General features: G+C 67.8%; 14 protein-coding genes. 4 read left to right on the top strand and 10 right to left on the bottom strand.

The genetic code is table 11. The annotated features are described in order from the left end of the window. Window positions 1-11: 11 nt before the first annotated feature. From BW971_RS01290 to BW971_RS01260, 7 genes are all read right to left on the bottom strand, one after another. Complete coding sequence (locus BW971_RS01290; protein WP_234974155.1) at window positions 12-686, bottom strand: TrmH family RNA methyltransferase; 675 nt, start codon at window positions 684-686, stop codon at window positions 12-14. Window positions 687-695: 9 nt separating this feature from the next. Then, window positions 696-1,241, bottom strand: a complete 546-nt coding sequence (gene pyrE / locus BW971_RS01285; RefSeq protein ID WP_076475802.1) for an orotate phosphoribosyltransferase — start codon at window positions 1,239-1,241, stop codon at window positions 696-698. Further along, window positions 1,238-2,086 carry a type III secretion system chaperone family protein gene (locus BW971_RS01280; RefSeq protein ID WP_076475800.1) on the bottom strand — a complete coding sequence of 283 codons (849 nt, stop codon included), beginning with the start codon at window positions 2,084-2,086 and terminating at the stop codon, window positions 1,238-1,240. Before BW971_RS01280 ends, pyrE begins: the two co-directional genes overlap by 4 nt. Window positions 2,087-2,174: 88 nt before the next feature. Further along, window positions 2,175-2,660 carry a hypothetical protein gene (locus BW971_RS01275; protein WP_076475798.1) on the bottom strand — a complete coding sequence of 162 codons (486 nt, stop codon included), beginning with the start codon at window positions 2,658-2,660 and terminating at the stop codon, window positions 2,175-2,177. A 74-nt stretch (window positions 2,661-2,734) separates the two neighbouring features. Next, window positions 2,735-3,055: a hypothetical protein gene (locus BW971_RS01270; protein WP_143690150.1), complete on the bottom strand. Its 321-nt coding sequence runs from the start codon at window positions 3,053-3,055 to the stop codon at window positions 2,735-2,737. Window positions 3,056-3,135: 80 nt separating this feature from the next. Continuing rightward, a complete protein-coding gene (locus BW971_RS01265; RefSeq protein ID WP_076475794.1) occupies window positions 3,136-3,429 on the bottom strand; it encodes a hypothetical protein in 294 nt (97 codons plus the stop codon). 252 nt (window positions 3,430-3,681) lie between these two features. Then, on the bottom strand, window positions 3,682-4,656 hold the full coding sequence (locus BW971_RS01260) for a D-2-hydroxyacid dehydrogenase (protein WP_076475792.1): 975 nt from the start codon (window positions 4,654-4,656) through the stop codon (window positions 3,682-3,684). Between the two features lie 89 nt (window positions 4,657-4,745). On the opposite strand from BW971_RS01260, the gene BW971_RS01255 reads away from it, so the two are divergent. Genes BW971_RS01255 through BW971_RS01240 form a run of 4 tightly spaced genes read left to right on the top strand, consistent with a single transcriptional unit; the run spans window position 4,746 to window position 11,276 of the window. Further along, window positions 4,746-7,685, top strand: coding sequence for an FAD-binding and (Fe-S)-binding domain-containing protein (locus BW971_RS01255; protein ID WP_076475790.1), 2,940 nt, complete (start codon window positions 4,746-4,748; stop codon window positions 7,683-7,685). Between the two features lie 3 nt (window positions 7,686-7,688). Continuing rightward, complete coding sequence (locus tag BW971_RS01250) at window positions 7,689-8,882, top strand: M24 family metallopeptidase (RefSeq protein ID WP_076475788.1); 1,194 nt, start codon at window positions 7,689-7,691, stop codon at window positions 8,880-8,882. Window positions 8,883-8,889: 7 nt separating this feature from the next. Beyond that, window positions 8,890-10,104, top strand: coding sequence for an aminotransferase-like domain-containing protein (locus tag BW971_RS01245; protein WP_076475786.1), 1,215 nt, complete (start codon window positions 8,890-8,892; stop codon window positions 10,102-10,104). Continuing rightward, window positions 10,101-11,276 carry a M20 family metallopeptidase gene (locus tag BW971_RS01240; RefSeq protein ID WP_076475784.1) on the top strand — a complete coding sequence of 392 codons (1,176 nt, stop codon included), beginning with the start codon at window positions 10,101-10,103 and terminating at the stop codon, window positions 11,274-11,276. Before BW971_RS01245 ends, BW971_RS01240 begins: the two co-directional genes overlap by 4 nt. 171 nt (window positions 11,277-11,447) lie before the next feature. On the opposite strand, the gene BW971_RS01235 is transcribed toward BW971_RS01240, so the two are convergent. The 3 genes from BW971_RS01235 to BW971_RS01225 all read right to left on the bottom strand — a co-directional run bounded on the left by BW971_RS01235 (window position 11,448) and on the right by BW971_RS01225 (window position 15,360). After that, entirely contained in the window at window positions 11,448-12,827 is a 1,380-nt protein-coding gene (locus tag BW971_RS01235) for an MFS transporter (protein ID WP_076475782.1), read from the bottom strand. Window positions 12,828-13,057: 230 nt separating this feature from the next. Then, window positions 13,058-14,464: a DUF2079 domain-containing protein gene (locus BW971_RS01230; RefSeq protein ID WP_076475780.1), complete on the bottom strand. Its 1,407-nt coding sequence runs from the start codon at window positions 14,462-14,464 to the stop codon at window positions 13,058-13,060. Beyond that, on the bottom strand, window positions 14,461-15,360 hold the full coding sequence (locus BW971_RS01225) for an SCO6745 family protein (protein WP_076475778.1): 900 nt from the start codon (window positions 15,358-15,360) through the stop codon (window positions 14,461-14,463). The genes BW971_RS01230 and BW971_RS01225 overlap by 4 nt, the downstream gene beginning before the upstream one ends. Window positions 15,361-15,497: the final 137 nt, after the last annotated feature.

Genomic DNA, 15,497 nt, shown 5'->3' with positions numbered 1-15,497 from the left:
CACCCGGCTCCTCAACGCCAGGCCCGGTCGATGTCCGCATGTGTGCGGACCCACGCGTGCATCGCGATACCCGCGGCCACCCCGGCGTTGATGCTGCGGGTGGACCCGAACTGGGCGATCGACACCGTCAGGTCGGCCCGAGACCGAGCGTCCATACTGACGCCGGGACCCTCCTGACCGAACAGCAGCACACAATCGCGCGGTAGCTCGGCGGTCTCGATGGGCTCGGCACCGGGGGTGTTGTCCACCGCGACCACCGCCAACCCGGCGTCGGCGGCCCAGGCCACCAGGTCGGCGACCGTCTCGTGATGATGGATGTGCTGGTAGCGATCGGTGACCATGGCGCCGCGCCGGTTCCAGCGACGACGACCCACGATGTGCACCGCGGCCGCCGTGAACGCGTTCGCGGTGCGAACCACCGTGCCGATATTCGCGTCGTGACCGAAGTTCTCGATGGCGACGTGGAACGGGTGCCGTCGGGTGTCGAGGTCGGCGACGATCGCCTCCCGGGTCCAGTACCGGTAGGCGTCGACGACGTTGCGGCGGTCCCCCTCGGCGAGCAGATCCCGGTCCAGTCGCGGGTCGTCGGGCACGGGTCCACGGACCGCCTCGTCCCACGGTCCGACACCCACCTCGGCATCACCCCGGCCCACCCATTCGGTGGGTCCGGGTTCGTCGGTGCTCACCAACGGCGTTCAGGCCAGGCCCAGGTCGCCCAAGCCCAGCAGTGAGCGGTACTCCACGCCCTCGGCCGCGATGATCGCGTCGGCGCCGGTGGCCCGGTCCACCACGGTGGCCACCCCGACCACCTCGGCGCCTGCGTCTCGGGCCGCCTGCACCGCGGTCAGCGGCGACTGCCCGGTCGTGGAGGTGTCCTCCACGATCAGTACCCGCCGCCCCTCGATGTCCGGGCCCTCGATCCGCCGTTGCATACCGTGCGTCTTGACCGCCTTGCGCACCACGAAGGCATCGACGGGTCGGCCCGCCGCATGCATGATCGACGTCGCGACCGGGTCGGCGCCCAGGGTCAGACCACCGACGGCGTGGTAGTCCCAGTCGGCGGTGAGCTCGCGCATCAATCGCCCGATGAGCCGGGACGACTCGTGCTGCAGCGTGGCCCGCCGCAGATCGACGTAGTAGTCGGCTTCTCGGCCGGACGACAGCGTGACCCGGCCGTGCACCACCGCGAGTTCGACGACGAGTTCGGCCAACCGGTCACGGTCGGTGCGGTTCTCGGTCACGCGTCTCCTCCCTGGTAGGGCTCACGTTCATGGTGGCCCGGCTGATACGGCCGCAAGGGCGGCCGCTCGGGCACCTCGTCGTCGACGGAGCGGACATGCCGTCGTGGCGGCGCAGGCGACGGCACGGGCGTGGACGCCGGCCGCTCCCCCCGCTGCGCGGATGCCACGGTGCGCGGCTCGCGGGGTCGTCCGACAGGGGCCAGCGGATCGTGCGGACCACGCGCCGGAGGTTGATCCGCGGCCGGCGGCAGCACCCGCAGCAGATCACTGAACCGGCGCACGGTCTCCAGTGCGGTGTCGAGGCGTTCGGAGTCGTTGGTCACCGGCATCGAACCCAGTGCCCACTCGTCCTCGTTCCACAGGACCTCGATGTAGCGGGGCGCGTTGGTCGCCAGCGCGACCATCCGCCGATCGCACACTCGGCGCGCCACCGACAGATGGGTGGCGAACATGACCCGCTTGCCCATCGCGCCGAGCAACTCCACATCATCCTCGGCGGGCGCCAGTGCATCCTCGTCCCTCAGGTCGACCACCACCGCCGAGCTGGAGCCGCGACGCACCGCGACGATGGTGGCCACGGCGGCGAGATCGAAGATCAGCACCTCCTGACCCCGGTACATCCCCGACGCCACGTCCTCGATCCTGACGTCGGCGCCGACGTCGGTGGTCGCCCGCTGGAAACGGCCTCGCAGGTCGTCGCCCTGGGTTCGGAAATCCAGGTCGTGACCGGACGCCCAGGCAGCACGTTCGCGCCGGACCCCGGTGGTGCGCCGGCGGTCCAACCACAGCAGGGCGGCCGCACCGGCCAGAGCCAGCGCCGCGAGGACGAAATAGAGGGCGGTCATCGTGCAACAGCGTAGTCGACCGGACCCGACGAACCGCGTACCGACCGACCGTGGTCAGCGCCGACGCACGACCGGGCCACGTCGACGATCAGTTGCCGGGCTGGCTGGCCGTGACACGGCCGTCGATGATCAGGTCGGCCACCATCGTCTGACCCTGTTGCAGCACGTGGACCACCACCAGGTCACCCACCCGGATCCCCTCGCGGCCGGCGCCGTGTACGGATTCGTAATGGGTCTGTGCGTTCAACGTCACCAGGTGTTCACGGCCGTCGCTCATCTGCACCCTGATGTCTGTCGCCGTCAGCGAACGCACCGTGCCGAGCAACATCTTGGACTTCGCCGAATCGACCCCGCTGACGGCGCCTGCGGTCTCGGTCAGGGCCGTTGACGACCCGTCGGCGGACGTGAGCATCTTGATCTCGGCCGGTGATCTGGTCGCGGCGGCGTTACGGCTCGACTCGGTGGCCCCGAGGTGCACGCAGTAGGCCAGGCCCACACCGGCGACCACCAGTCCGGCCAGACACAGCAGCACGGTCGCGCGCCCGGAACCGGCCGGTTTGCGCTCCTCGCTCACGATGGTCCCTCCGCTTGCTCGACGTCGCAGCCGAGGTTAGGAGCGAAATCTGAGATACGTCTGAGACACCGCGGTCAACCGCCCGTGCTGTCGAAGAACGCCACGTCGATCTGCCATTCGTCGGCACCGGAGGAGGTGGCGGTACATCCGAACCTGCGCTGGCCACCGAGGCCGGGTACCTGGCCGTCGATCACCCAGGTGGTGTCGTCGAGCGGAAAGACCGACACGTTCCCCAGTCGTGCCTGGTCGTCGGCGAGTTGTGCACGCACCGCGGCCACGCAGGAGTCCGTCACCGATTTCTCGGCGTCGGCCACGGTGCTGCGCCCCGCCGGGGCCTGCTCTCGGGCCGAACCCCGGTCATCCGATCCACAGGCGGACAGCAGACAGGCGGTCATCAGGATCACACCGCACGCACCGCGACCGAACGGGATCTGCGTCGGCGGTGACGGAGCGGGCGGCGTGCGAATGGGGAGCTTCAGATTCGCGAGCCCGGCGCCAGTGCGTCGTCATCGGCGAAGACGAGTCCGCCGTCGTCGAGTTGAATCGCCCATCGACGAGGGCGGACCCGCACATCGGGGGCCAGTCGGGTCGAACCGCTGTCGTCCTGTGTGCCGAAGTCCTCGATCAGGGTGCCGCGCGCGGTGCCCCCGTCGTCGGTCGTCACGGTCACCACGTCGCCCACGGCCACCTCACGAGTGGGCTCGTCACGCGGTTCGGACCTCGTGGACGCGGCGTCGTCGGTGTCGGAGTTCTTCTTCTTTCCGAGCATCTGCTGTCCTCACTGTCGTCGACCGAAGCCGGCACACCCGGCGCGAAGCCGTCGGTCTCTCGAATCGACTTCTCAGCACTGCCCGGAATCAGCGCACGTCAGCAAGCGTTCGTGCATCCGAATCCGGAATTCTTTTGCGAACTGTATCAATAGTTTGTCAGCAAGCGCCTCTGGAACGGAACACCACCAAACGGAACACCACCGAAGGGGGTCAGCGCCGACAGGTGAGGACGCACCGCCGCGGCGAGCGCATCACCCGGACACGTACCCCTTCGACTTGTCCACCGGGGCGGCAAGTGGTCGGCCTGCTCGATACCGACGCAGATTGTCGAGGAACTGTTCGGCCAACCGTGTGCGCCACCCGATCACGTCGCCGCTCATGTGTGGGGAGATGTGGACATTCGGCATCGCCCACAGCGGGCTGTCGACGGACAGCGGCTCCACCTCGAACACGTCCAGTGCGGCCGAGGCGATGGACCCCACGGTCAACGCGTCGACCAACGCCCGCTCGTCCACCAACGCTCCCCGACCCACGTTCACCAGCTGCGCGGTCTGCTTCATCGCCGCCAACACCGTCGCGTCGATCAGCCCTGCGGTCTGAGCGGTCAGCGGCGCTATCGCCACCACCGTGTCGAATGCGCCGACGCGGTCGGCGAGCTCCTCGGTTGCGAACACCTCGCCGAAGTCGGGGTCACCGGTGCGGGCGGTCCGACCGGCTCCGGTGACCTCCACGCCCACCGCGGTGAGCAGACGCGCCACCGCTCGGCCGATACCCCCGGTGCCGATGACCAGCGCGCGCGACCCCGCCACCAACTCGGTCTCCCGGTGGCGCCAGACGCCCGTCCGCTGCAGTTCGTCGGAGACGTACAGCTGTTTGCGATGGGCCAGTACCGACGCGAGCACGAACTCCGCGATCGGTCGGTCGAACACACCGTGCGCATTGGTGACCTGCACGTCGGACTCGCGCAACTCGTCGAAGAGCACCGCGTCCACCCCGGCCGCGCACACGTGCACCCACCGCAACGCGTCCGCGCGCTGCCACGCGTCGCGCAGTGTCCCCGAGAAGAAATCCCAGTTGAGCAGAACCTCGGCACCGGGGAGGTGGTCGGACAGCGTCTCGGCGGTCGTCATCGTCACGTCGGCCAGCAGAGAGATGTCGTCCAGGTTGGTCGGCGGGGCGAGGTCGTCTCGGGTGACGATCACCAGCGGGGTCCGGGAGTCGCTCATGGAACCCACCGTAGGGGAGGGTGACCAGCCAGGCGTCGCAGTTGTTCGTTCGTGTTGACAACACCTGACCCCGCGTCCACCGTGGAGCCATGAACGAGGCCGGTGAGCTCTGCGCTGCTCTGCGCGGGCTGGGCCTCGAGGCCGACGACTCGTCTCGACGGCGGTCCGAGTACGCCTACGACGCCTCCAATTACCGGCTGCTCCCGCAGGTCGTGGTGTTCCCGCGAGACGACGTCGAGGTGGCCGCCGCGGTTGCGCACTGTCATCGGGTGGGGGCCGTCGTGATACCGCGCGGCGGCGGTACGGGCATGGGCGGCAACGCCATCGGCGCCGGTGTGGTGCTGGACATGTCGCGGTACATGAATCGGGTGTTGGCGGTGGACGCCGACGCCCGTACCGCGCGGGCACAGGCGGGTATGGTGCTGACCACACTGCAGCGCGAGGTCCGTGCGGCCACCGACGGCGCGTTGACCTTCGCGCCGGATCCGTCGAGCCAGTCACGGGCCACGCTCGGTGGCGCGATCGGCAACGACGCGTGTGGGAACCATTCGGTGCGCTACGGTCGCACCACCGATCACGTCATAGAGCTGTCGGTGGTCACCGCGGACGGCCTGCGACTCACCGCGACCCGTAGCGGCTTGCGCGCCACCGATCCCGAGGACCGCGCCGCGGCGGACCGAGCGGCCGAGATCGTGACCCGGCTGCGGGCGTTGACCGCGGCCAACCTCGCGATCTTCCGCACCGACCTCGAGCGGATCCCACGCCAGGTGTCGGGTTATCACCTGGCACATCTGTTGCCGGAACACGGTTTCGACGTCGCCCGCGCATTGGTCGGATCCGAGGGGACATGCGTTGTGGTCACCTCTGCCGTCGTCGGACTGGTGACCGTGCCCTCCCGACCTCTGCTGCTCTGCCTGGGTTACCACGACGTGGTGGATGCGGCCCGAGACGTCCCCACCATGCTCGAGTACTCGCCGTCGGCCATCGAGGGCATCGACGAACGCATCGTGGCGACCATGCGGGTACGACGCGGACGGGATGCGGTGTCGGGGTTACCCGACGGGCACGCCTGGCTCTACGTCGACCTCGACGAGGAGAGCGCGCCGGATGTGGAGGCGGCCGCCGAGGAGCTGTTGCAGAAGTTGCGGGCCAACGGCAGGCTCGTCGACGGCAGGACCGTCCCCGACGCCGGTGAACGTGCCCAACTGTGGCGGGTCCGTGAGGACGGGGCGGGATTGTCGTCCCGGTTGGCCGACCCCGACTGGGAGAACGGCGGGGCCGACGCCGATGCGGGCAAGCGGTACGAGTCCTGGCCCGGCTGGGAGGATTCCGCCGTCGACCCGCACCGACTGCCGGAGTATCTCGAGGGCTTCGAGGCGCTGCTGACACAACACGGACTGACCGGGGTCATGTACGGACACTTCGGTGCCGGTTGTATGCACGTGCGGATCACCTTCGACCCGCGGACCCCCGAGGGTCGTGACACCATGATCGCGTTCTGCGAGGACGCCGCGAAACTGGTTGTGGAGCACGGTGGTTCATTGTCCGGAGAGCACGGCGACGGTCGGGCACGGTCACAGTTCCTGCCGATCATGTACTCGCCGGGGATGATCCGCGCGTTCGAGGACTTCAAGGCCGTCTGGGACACGGCGGGCCGATTGAACCCCGGCAGCATCGTCCACCCGGCGCCCGTGCAGGACAACCTCGCCCTGGCCGAGGTCCCCACCCGCGACTGGTCCACCGCCATCGATTTCGGTCACGTCGACGACCTGGGCCTGGACCCGTTCGTACACGCGGTGCAGGGATGTATCGGGGTGGGCCGTTGTCGAGCCGACAGCGGTGGCGTGATGTGTCCGAGCTACCGGGCGACCCGCGATGAGAAGGACTCCACCCGTGGCCGCGCCCGGGTGCTGCAGGAGATGGTGCGCAGCGCACCCGACGTCCGCAGCGGTTGGCGATCCGACGACGTCCGCGAGGCGTTGGACCTGTGCCTGTCCTGTAAAGCCTGCTCGTCGGACTGCCCCACCGGGGTCGACATGGCGAACTACAAGGCCGAGTTCCTCCATCAGCACTACCGCGGGCGCGCACGGCCGTTGTCGCACTACTCACTCGGGTGGATGCCCGCCTGGTTGTCGGCGGCCACCCGACTGGCACCGGTGGCCAATCGGGTGCTCGCCTCCCGATTCAGCGGCCTCGCGGCGCGCTCGGCCGGTCTGGACCCGCGACGCACCACCCCACGGCTGGCCGCACGTCGCCGCGTCCGTGACGCCCTGGCCACCCTGTCGTCGAGCACCGAGGGTGACGTGTTGCTGTTCGTCGACTCGTTCACCAAGGCGTTCCGCCCGCAGGTGGCCGCCGCGGCCGGCCGGGTGCTCGGTTCTCACCACTCGAGCGTCGGCTGCACCGCCGACGCCTGCTGCGGGCTCACCTGGATCTCCACCGGCCAACTGGATCGCGCCCGCAAGGTGCTGGAGGCCACCGCCCGGAGTCTCGACGACGGCACCGACCGGCCCATCGTGGTGCCCGAGCCGAGTTGCGCCGCGGCTCTGCGCAAAGATCTTCCCGAACTCGTTCCGACCGCCGGGGCCCGTCGGGTGGCGGCCCGGGTGCGCAGTTTCGCCACCCACGTCGGCACCATGCTCGACGACGGTTGGCGACCGCCCGTCGAACCACCCGCGTCGGCGGTACTCCAAACCCACTGTCACGAATACGCCGTGTTCGGGGCGGCCACCCAACGTCGAGTGCTGCAGCGCCTCGGCGTCGGCGACGTACACGTCGCCGACGGATGTTGCGGTGTCGCCGGTAATTTCGGCTTCGAGAAGGGTCACTACGAGGTGAGCGTGCAGGTCGCCGAACAGGCTCTGGCGCCCGCACTGCGCACCGCGTCGCCGACCGCTACGGTGCTCACCGACGGGTTCAGTTGCGCGATGGCCGTCGAACACCTGCGGGCAACCGATCCCACGGTCACGGCGCCGACCGGGATCCATCTCGCGGAGCTGATCGATCCGGGATCGCACGGAGAGGAGTGACGGGTGTATCTCGGAGCGCAGTTGTTCAGCGACGAGGAGTACGCGAGCCGACTGCAGAAGGTTCGGTTGCACATGGATCGGCAGGGTCTGTCGGCCATCGTGGTGACCGATCCGGCCAACATCTACTACCTCATCGGATACAACGCGTGGTCGTTCTACACACCGCAGATGCTCTTCGTACCCATCGAGGGCGAGATGATCTTCTTCGCCCGCGAGATGGACGCCAACGGCGCACATCGCACCACCTGGCTGCCGCCCGAGCAGATCGTCGGTTACCCGGAGAGCTATGTGCAGCGGCCGCATCTGCATCCGTTCGACTGGGTGGCCTGGGCGCTGCGGCAGCGCCACCAGATCGCGCCGGCGTCGCGGGCGGGTTCGGTGGGTTTGGAGATGGACTCGAACTTCTTCACTCCCAAGGCGTATCGCGCGCTGTTCAACGCCATCCCGGAATGGAAGCTGGTCGACAACTTCGAGCTGGTGAACTGGGTTCGGTTGATCAAGTCCGAGCCGGAGATCCAGCTGATGCGCCAGGCGGGCATGGTCTGCAGTGAGGCGATGCGAGCGGCCATCGACACCATCGATGTCGGTGTCCGGCAGTGTGATGCCGCCGCCGCCATCTCCCAGGCCCAGATCACCGGAACGGACCGATTCGGTGGGGACTACCCGGCCATCGTTCCGATGATGCCCACCGGCGACGCCGCCGACACCCCGCACCTCACCTGGCATCAGGGCGAGTTCGGCAACGACCAGGCCGTGGTCATCGAACTGACCGGTGCTCACAACCGGTACCACTGTCCGCTGGCCCGCACGGTGTCTCTGGGTGACCCCGGTAAGGAGGTCGACTATGTCGCCGAAGCCGTGGCGGAGGGTCTCAACAACGTCCTCGACGCGGTGAAACCCGGTGTCGCCACCCGAGAACTGGCGTCGGTGTGGAACTGGACACTGGCCAAGTACGGCCTGGAGAAGCCGTCTCGACTGGGTTACTCGATCGGGATCGGCTACCCACCGGACTGGGGTGAGCGGACGGTCAGCATCCGCACCGAGGACGAATCGATTCTCGAGGAGAACATGACTTTCCACATCATCGCGGGCATGTGGATGCGAGGGTACGGGTACGAGTGTTCGGAATCGATCCGCGTCGGCGCGAACGGCGCCGAGACCTTCACCAGTTTCCCGCGGGAATTGATCAGGAAGTGAGAGCAGCATGACCGCACCGACGATCCCCCTGGCCGGCCGCGCGAAAGACTTGGTCGGATCGATGATCGACTCGTCCACGTCGCTGCTCGCCGCGCAGCGCCACGACATCGTGCGGTTCGCGATGGGTTCGCCCGCCGACGAGGCCGTGCCGTCGGACGAGTTCCGACAGATCGCCGGTGAGATCCTCGACAGCAGTTCGTTCACCTACGGGGCCACGGAAGGCGAGCCACGCCTGCTCGGCCTGCTGGTGGATTACCTCGCGGGCACGGCCGACCCGGCGTCCGAAGACAGACTCGTCATCACCACCGGCGGCATGCAGGGCCTCGATCTCGCCTGCAAACTGTTCGTCGATCCCGGTGACCTGGTGATCGTCGAATCCCCGACGTACACCAACGGCAGCGCCACCGCATTGTCGTACGGCGCGCAGTTGCTCGAGGTGCCGACCGACGAGAACGGTATGGACGTCGACCTGCTCGGCGACCTCGTGGCGCGGACCCGACAGACCCCGAAGGCCATCTACACCATACCCACCTTTCAGAACCCGTCCGGGGTGACGATGTCGCTGGAGCGTCGAAAGGCGTTGCTGGAGATGGCACATCACTGGGGTGCGGTCATCATCGACGACGACCCGTACGGCCTGCTGCGTTTCACCGGCGAAGATGTCCCCACGTTCCGCACCCTCAGCCCCGACGATCCGCTGCTGTTCAGTGTGCGCACCTTTTCCAAGATCCTCGCCCCTGGCTGGCGGGTCGGGTGGGTCGACGCCGATCCGTCGTTGCGACAGTTGCTGATCAACGGCAAGCAGGCGATGGACACCTGCACCAACGTTCCCAACCAGCACATCGTCGCCGAGTACATCTCCCGCGGCGGCCTCGACGAACACCTCGCCTCGCTGCGGGTGCTCTATCGCGAGCGCAAGGACGCGATGATCGCCGCGGTGGCGAAGCACCTGCCGGGTGTCGCGTCGGTGACCGACCCCGAGGGCGGCTTCTTCTGCTGGATGACACTGGAGAACGAGTACGCCGACGTCGACACCCGCGAACTGTTCGAGATCGCTCTGGCCGAGGGGGTCGCGTTCATCCCCGGTCCGGCGTTGTCCCCTGGTGGACGTTTCCACAACGCACTCCGGTTGTGCTTCGCATCGTCCACCCCGGAACGCATCGACATCGGGATGCAGCGGTTGGCGCGGAGTCTGGAGACGCTGACTCGCGGTCGACCGTGACCACGGTCGACCCTCGTGCCGTCCTCGATCGGATCGACGACGACGCCATCACGAAGCTGACCTGCGAGCTGATCGCGGCGCCCAGTGAGAACCCCGGTGGCACCGAGGCGGCGACGGTGGCCGTGCTCGCCGCGGCGGCCGCCGACGCGGGGCTCTCGGTCAGACTGCAGGAGGCCGCACCGGGGCGGGAGAACGTGATCGCCACCCTGCCCGGCGGTGACGGTCCTGGGCTGATGTTCCTCGGTCACTCCGACGTGGTCCCCGCCGGGCCCGGCTGGACGGATGACCCGTACACCCCACGGGTCCACGACGGGCTGATCGTCGGGCGCGGCTCGACCGACATGAAAGGCGGTCTGGCAGCCATCCTCACGGCCATGCGGGCATTGGCCGGGCAGTCGCTGAGCGGCCCGGTGATCCTGGTGTGCGCGGTCGACGAAGAGGAGCACGGGGCCGGTGTGCGCCATCTGGTGCGTCATCCACCAGTCGAGCGCTACCTGGGTTGTGTGGTCGCCGAGCCGACACATCTGAAGACGGTGATCGCCTGTCGCGGTGCGTCATACATCGAGATCGGCGTGACCGGTCGGGCGGCCCACTCGGGTCGTCCGGCCGATGGTCGCAGCGCCATCGACGCCGCCGCCCGCATCGTTGAGGTGATCCGCGCCGACCACGACGCCATGCAACGGTCTCTGGATCCACTGCTGGGCGCGGGCACCTGGAACGTCGGGACCATCAGTGGCGGTCAAGGTATCTCGGTGGTCGCACCCACCTGCGAACTCGGTGTCGATCGCCGTCTGATGCCCGGCGAGAGCGTGGACGCGATCGCAGAGGTGTTGCGACAGCGCATCTCCGCGGCGGGGATCGACAGCGACGGGATCGTCGTCGATGTCCGGGCGACCATGGAGATGCCCGGATTCTCGACCCCCGAATCCCACCCGCTGGTCACCGAGGCGGTCGCCGCATTGGGCGAGGTCGGGGTGGCCACCAAGATCGGCGGATGGACCGCGGCCTGCGACGGTGGCTTCGTCAGCCGCGATCTGGGGGTGCCCGCCATCGTTCTCGGCCCCGGCGACATCAACTCCCAGGCGCACCAGCCCGACGAGTCCGTCGCCATCGCCGACCTGTCGGCCGCATCACGCGCCTACGCGCTCCTCGCCTGCCGCCTGCTCGGTTGACGCACGGCGTGCCCAGAAGCCCGCGAAAACTGCGGGAGATCGGATTTCCCGATGCTGTCGTGATCTCCCGCTGAAACATCAGCGGAAGATCGCCGAAACTGCGGGAAAAGCGCCACAATCCCCCCGTGCGCGAGCACGACAATCCCCCGTGCGCGAGCACCGGAACCCTCGTCAGGCGGCGACCTTGGTGTCCGCCTCGGCCTCGCCGGGGATCTCGGTGCCACGGATGGAGCACCCCGCGGTCTCTCGCAGGAACGGCAACGCGATCATGCCGATGGCACACGCGGCCATCATGTAGCCGGCGGGGAACAGGTCCCATCCGTCGTTCTTGGTGACCGCATCGTTGACCAGCGGTGCGGTACCGCCGAAGGCCGCCGTGGCGACGTTGTAGGAGATCGCGAAGCCGGCGTAGCGCACCTGGGTGGGGAACATCGCCGGGAACGTTGCGGAGATGGTTGCGAGTTGCGGGATGTACAACACACCGAGGATGACGAATCCCACGATGGCCCAGGCGAAACCCTGCCCCATCAGCCAGAACAGCGGCAGCGCGAAGATGAACAGACCGATCAGCGAACCCCACCACAGCGGTTTGCGCCCGACGGTGTCCGACCATCTTCCGAAGAACGGGATGAGCGCCATCATCGCCAGTTCGCCGATCAGGATGGTCACGGTGCCGGTGGTCGTGGACATACCGATGTTGTTCTGCAGATACGTCGGGAGATAGGCCAACAGAGTGTAGTTCGCGACGTTCAGCGCAATCACCATCCCGAACATCACCAGGATCGGCTGCCAGTAGTTCTTGAGCAGGTCGACGAACCGCGTCCACGCCGTCCCCTCGATGGCGTCCTCCTGCTCGAGTTCGGTGAACACCGGGGTGTCGGACATCTGTCGGCGCAGGTAGAGACCGATCAGGCCCAACGGCAGTGCGAGGAAGAACGGGATCCGCCAGCCCCAGGTCTGCATGTTCTCGTCGGAGAGGCCGAGTTCGAGGAACAGCACGAACGCGGTGCCCATGACGAAGCCCAGCAGAGTGCCGAACTCCAGGAAGCAGCCGTACCGGCCACGCTTCTTGTCCGGCGCGTACTCGGCCATGAAGGTTGCCGCGCCACCGTATTCACCACCGGTGGAGAAACCTTGGATCACGCGCAACAGGATCAACAGGATCGGCGCCCAGATCCCGGCGACCGCGTGGGTGGGGAGCACACCGATCAGTGCTGTGGCCACCGAGATCAGCAGGATGGTGGTGGCCAGGACGGCCTTGCGGCCGATGCGGTCTCCGATGGGTCCCCACACCATGCCGCCGAGAGGTCGCAGCGCGAACGAGACCGCGAAACCGAGCATGGTGCCGATGGTCCCGAGATCACCGGGAAAGAACGCGTTGGTGAGGTAGGTGGCGGTGGCCGCATAGACACCGTAGTCGTACCATTCGGTCGCGTTGCCCATCGCGGAGGCGCCGATCGCCTTGCGCAACAGTCTCCGACCTTCGGGCGTGTCCGAATCCGGCAGCGCCGTCTTGTCCGATGGCACGCTGGACGGTGAAGATGTGGTCATGCCGCCTCCTTGGGCGGGCGCGACCCGAGGGCCACGTCCTGTACGACGGTCCGTTGTGTCGAGCCTGTCGCAATCGTCGGTTCAGCAGAATCGGTGGGTACAACCTAGCGCGTGGTGTGTGGTCGTCCAAAGGAAGTTGGTCATCGTCGTGCTGTGATGGATACCGAATCGCAACGCAATCCGCTCTCTGACCTCCACCGACGCAGCAACAGCGACTGCGCGGGTGCGGGTCAATTCCGTGTCGCCAAGACGACTCCGGCGGACTCGGCGACCCGGTGGTAGCCACCTGTGGACTGCACCGCGTCGAGCGCCACGTTCACCCCCGCGTTGTCGGTGGGGTAGTAGCCATGCGTCGTGGTGTCGATCAACAACCAGTTCGGCAGTCGCGCAGTGCGTGGCAGTTTGGGGAACAGAGACACCTCATGCCGTGAGACGACCAGCGGGGCAAGGTTGTTGGTCGTCGCAACCGCGGCACCATCCGGGATGCGCTGAGCCAATGCCTTCGCCGCCGCGAACTGCGGTGGGTTGTCGTAGAACGACGGTTGCGGCAGACGGGCGAAGGCGTTGCCGTAACAGAGGGCCAACCCCACCCCAGCGCAACCCAAGGCGATCGCGGTGACCCGACGACGACCGAAGACCGTGGCACCCCAGCCCGACAACGCGTCGATGAGGGCCACGAAGACCACCGACATCAGAATCGCGTTGTAGTGGAACCCCGTACCCCAGTACAGGGTGTTGGTGCTGAGGAAACGCCAGGCCAGCGTGGGTACTGCGACCAGCATGAGTGGCGACAACACCCCGACCACGAGGACGACGACCGCGAGCAGGAACAGTGTCCCGCTGCGCGGATCACCCCACGCGATACCCCGCAGGGTACGCAACGCCGAATCGGTCGCACCCCCGGAGAACTTGGATTCGTATCCGTAGCCCGAGTCGGCGAGCGAGGGGATGATCACCTTCATCGTCACCACGGTCCAGGCGATACCCCAGACCCCGGTCACCGCCGCAGCAGTCCACACCACACGTCCACCCCGCCAGGCGACCAGCAGCGCGATGACCGCGACCGTGACACCCAAGTCCTCCTTGCAGAAGACCAACGGCGCGGCGTAGGCAAGTGCGGCGCGCCATCGCTCTTCGCAGAGGGCGACCAGGCTGAACGCGACGAGCGGAACCGCCAGGGCGATCTCGTGGAAGTCGAAGGACAGCGCCTGCACGAGTCCCCAGGAGACGGCGAAACCCACGCCGATGGCGACGCCGGCGACGACACCGAACCGCGACGTGGACAGCCGGACCACGGGGATCACGGCCAACGCGAACAACAGCGCCTGCACCACGATGAGGGTGACCGGGGTGGGAAAGATGCGGTAGATCGGCGCGATCAGTGCGATCCAGGGTTGGAAGTGATCGCCGAGGAGATTGACGTGATCACCCTCCAGCGGAACCAGCGGTGCGGTGAATCGGCTGTAGGCCCGTACCGCCTGAGTGAAGATGCCCAGGTCCCACCCGTTGGTGTCGAGTCGCTGGTAGCGGCGGACCACGAACAGGACGTAGACGACCGCGGCGGCCGCACCGGCTCCCCACCCGGTGACCCAGGCGGCTGATGGCCGGGAGATCCGGCTGCGGATCGCGGTGCTCACCGGGGGGTGGCGCGGTTCTTCGTCCCGGGCAGGATTCCGGCGTCGATGACCGACTTCACGTAGGGCCGGGTCGCGGCGATCAGTTCCGCGGCGTCGTCCACGTCGGCCCACGCGGCCGCGGCCGCCGCATCGGTCCGCTTCTCGACGTCCGCGTACAGGTCGACACCCGCGTCGGTGAGTCGTTCACCGCCCTCGTCGGCGCGTTCCAGCACACCGCGCGCGACCAGCGTCTCGACCGCCCCGTCCCAGTCGGCATCCGACCAGCCGCGCGACAGCTGACTGAACTTCCGGCCGAGCAGTCGGCGTCGCACCGTGGGATCGGGGTGTCTTGCCTCGTGGAAGACCAGGGCCTGCGCCCGATCCAGACCGGCCAGCACGAGCGCGGCGACGTGACCGTCACCGCGCCACTCACGCAGGATGGCCACCGCGCGCCACAGCCGCAGGTGGGCAGCATCGGGTGAGGTCGACCGCGCCCACGCCGACGCCAGCGTCCGCCCCGCCAGCGGCAAGCCGGCGGCGATGTCGGTGTACCGGTCCGCCAGCCGGGCGAGTTCGGGGTCGTCGACGGCGGACCCCAGGGCGCCACGCAGCGTGTCGTCGAGCAGCTGGTAGCGACGATCCGCGACCGCCGTCAGACCCACGCCCAATGCGGATTCCCAGCCCGGACGGACGACGGACGGGCTGAAGTTGAAGAAGGCCGCCGACACCACACTGGCGTCACACGGCCCCAGCGGGGCACCCCTGGCTCCGACGTAGAAGCCGGAGAGATCGAGCCCGACGTCGGTGGCCGCCTGCTGCAGGCCCGGGGCGAAGTACGCGATGACATGGAACGGCTCGAGAGTCTCGTAGGCGGAGCGGGCCAGGTCACGGGCCTCGTCGGAATTGCGTTCGATCATCGTCGGCCTCACTCATCGCTGGAAGACAGTCCTCGACACCGTAGCGACCACGAGCATCGGCATCGACGCCACACGACGTTTACACAGCCGGGCGTGCCGAACCGGCACCAACGCGCCGCACCGGTACTAGCGTCTCC

Source organism: Williamsia sterculiae (genome assembly GCF_900156495.1).
In the GTDB taxonomy this organism is placed as follows: Bacteria; Actinomycetota; Actinomycetes; order Mycobacteriales; family Mycobacteriaceae; genus Williamsia_B; species Williamsia_B sterculiae.
The sequence above is the reverse complement of the archived record's forward strand: the minus strand, read 5'-3'. Positions and strand labels throughout refer to the sequence as shown.

Excerpts from the sequence above, each read along its gene's own strand:
- BW971_RS01280 (WP_076475800.1), bottom strand. The coding sequence starts at position 2,086 with ATGACCGCCCTCTATTTCGTCCTCGCGGCGCTGGCTCTGGCCGGTGCG.
- BW971_RS01270 (WP_143690150.1), bottom strand. The coding sequence starts at position 3,055 with ATGACCGCCTGTCTGCTGTCCGCCTGTGGATCGGATGACCGGGGTTCG.
- BW971_RS01265 (WP_076475794.1), bottom strand. The coding sequence starts at position 3,429 with ATGCTCGGAAAGAAGAAGAACTCCGACACCGACGACGCCGCGTCCACG.
- BW971_RS01260 (WP_076475792.1), bottom strand. The coding sequence starts at position 4,656 with ATGAGCGACTCCCGGACCCCGCTGGTGATCGTCACCCGAGACGACCTC.
- BW971_RS01255 (WP_076475790.1), top strand. The coding sequence starts at position 4,746 with ATGAACGAGGCCGGTGAGCTCTGCGCTGCTCTGCGCGGGCTGGGCCTC.
- BW971_RS01245 (WP_076475786.1), top strand. The coding sequence starts at position 8,890 with ATGACCGCACCGACGATCCCCCTGGCCGGCCGCGCGAAAGACTTGGTC.
- BW971_RS01235 (WP_076475782.1), bottom strand. The coding sequence starts at position 12,827 with ATGACCACATCTTCACCGTCCAGCGTGCCATCGGACAAGACGGCGCTG.
- BW971_RS01225 (WP_076475778.1), bottom strand. The coding sequence starts at position 15,360 with ATGATCGAACGCAATTCCGACGAGGCCCGTGACCTGGCCCGCTCCGCC.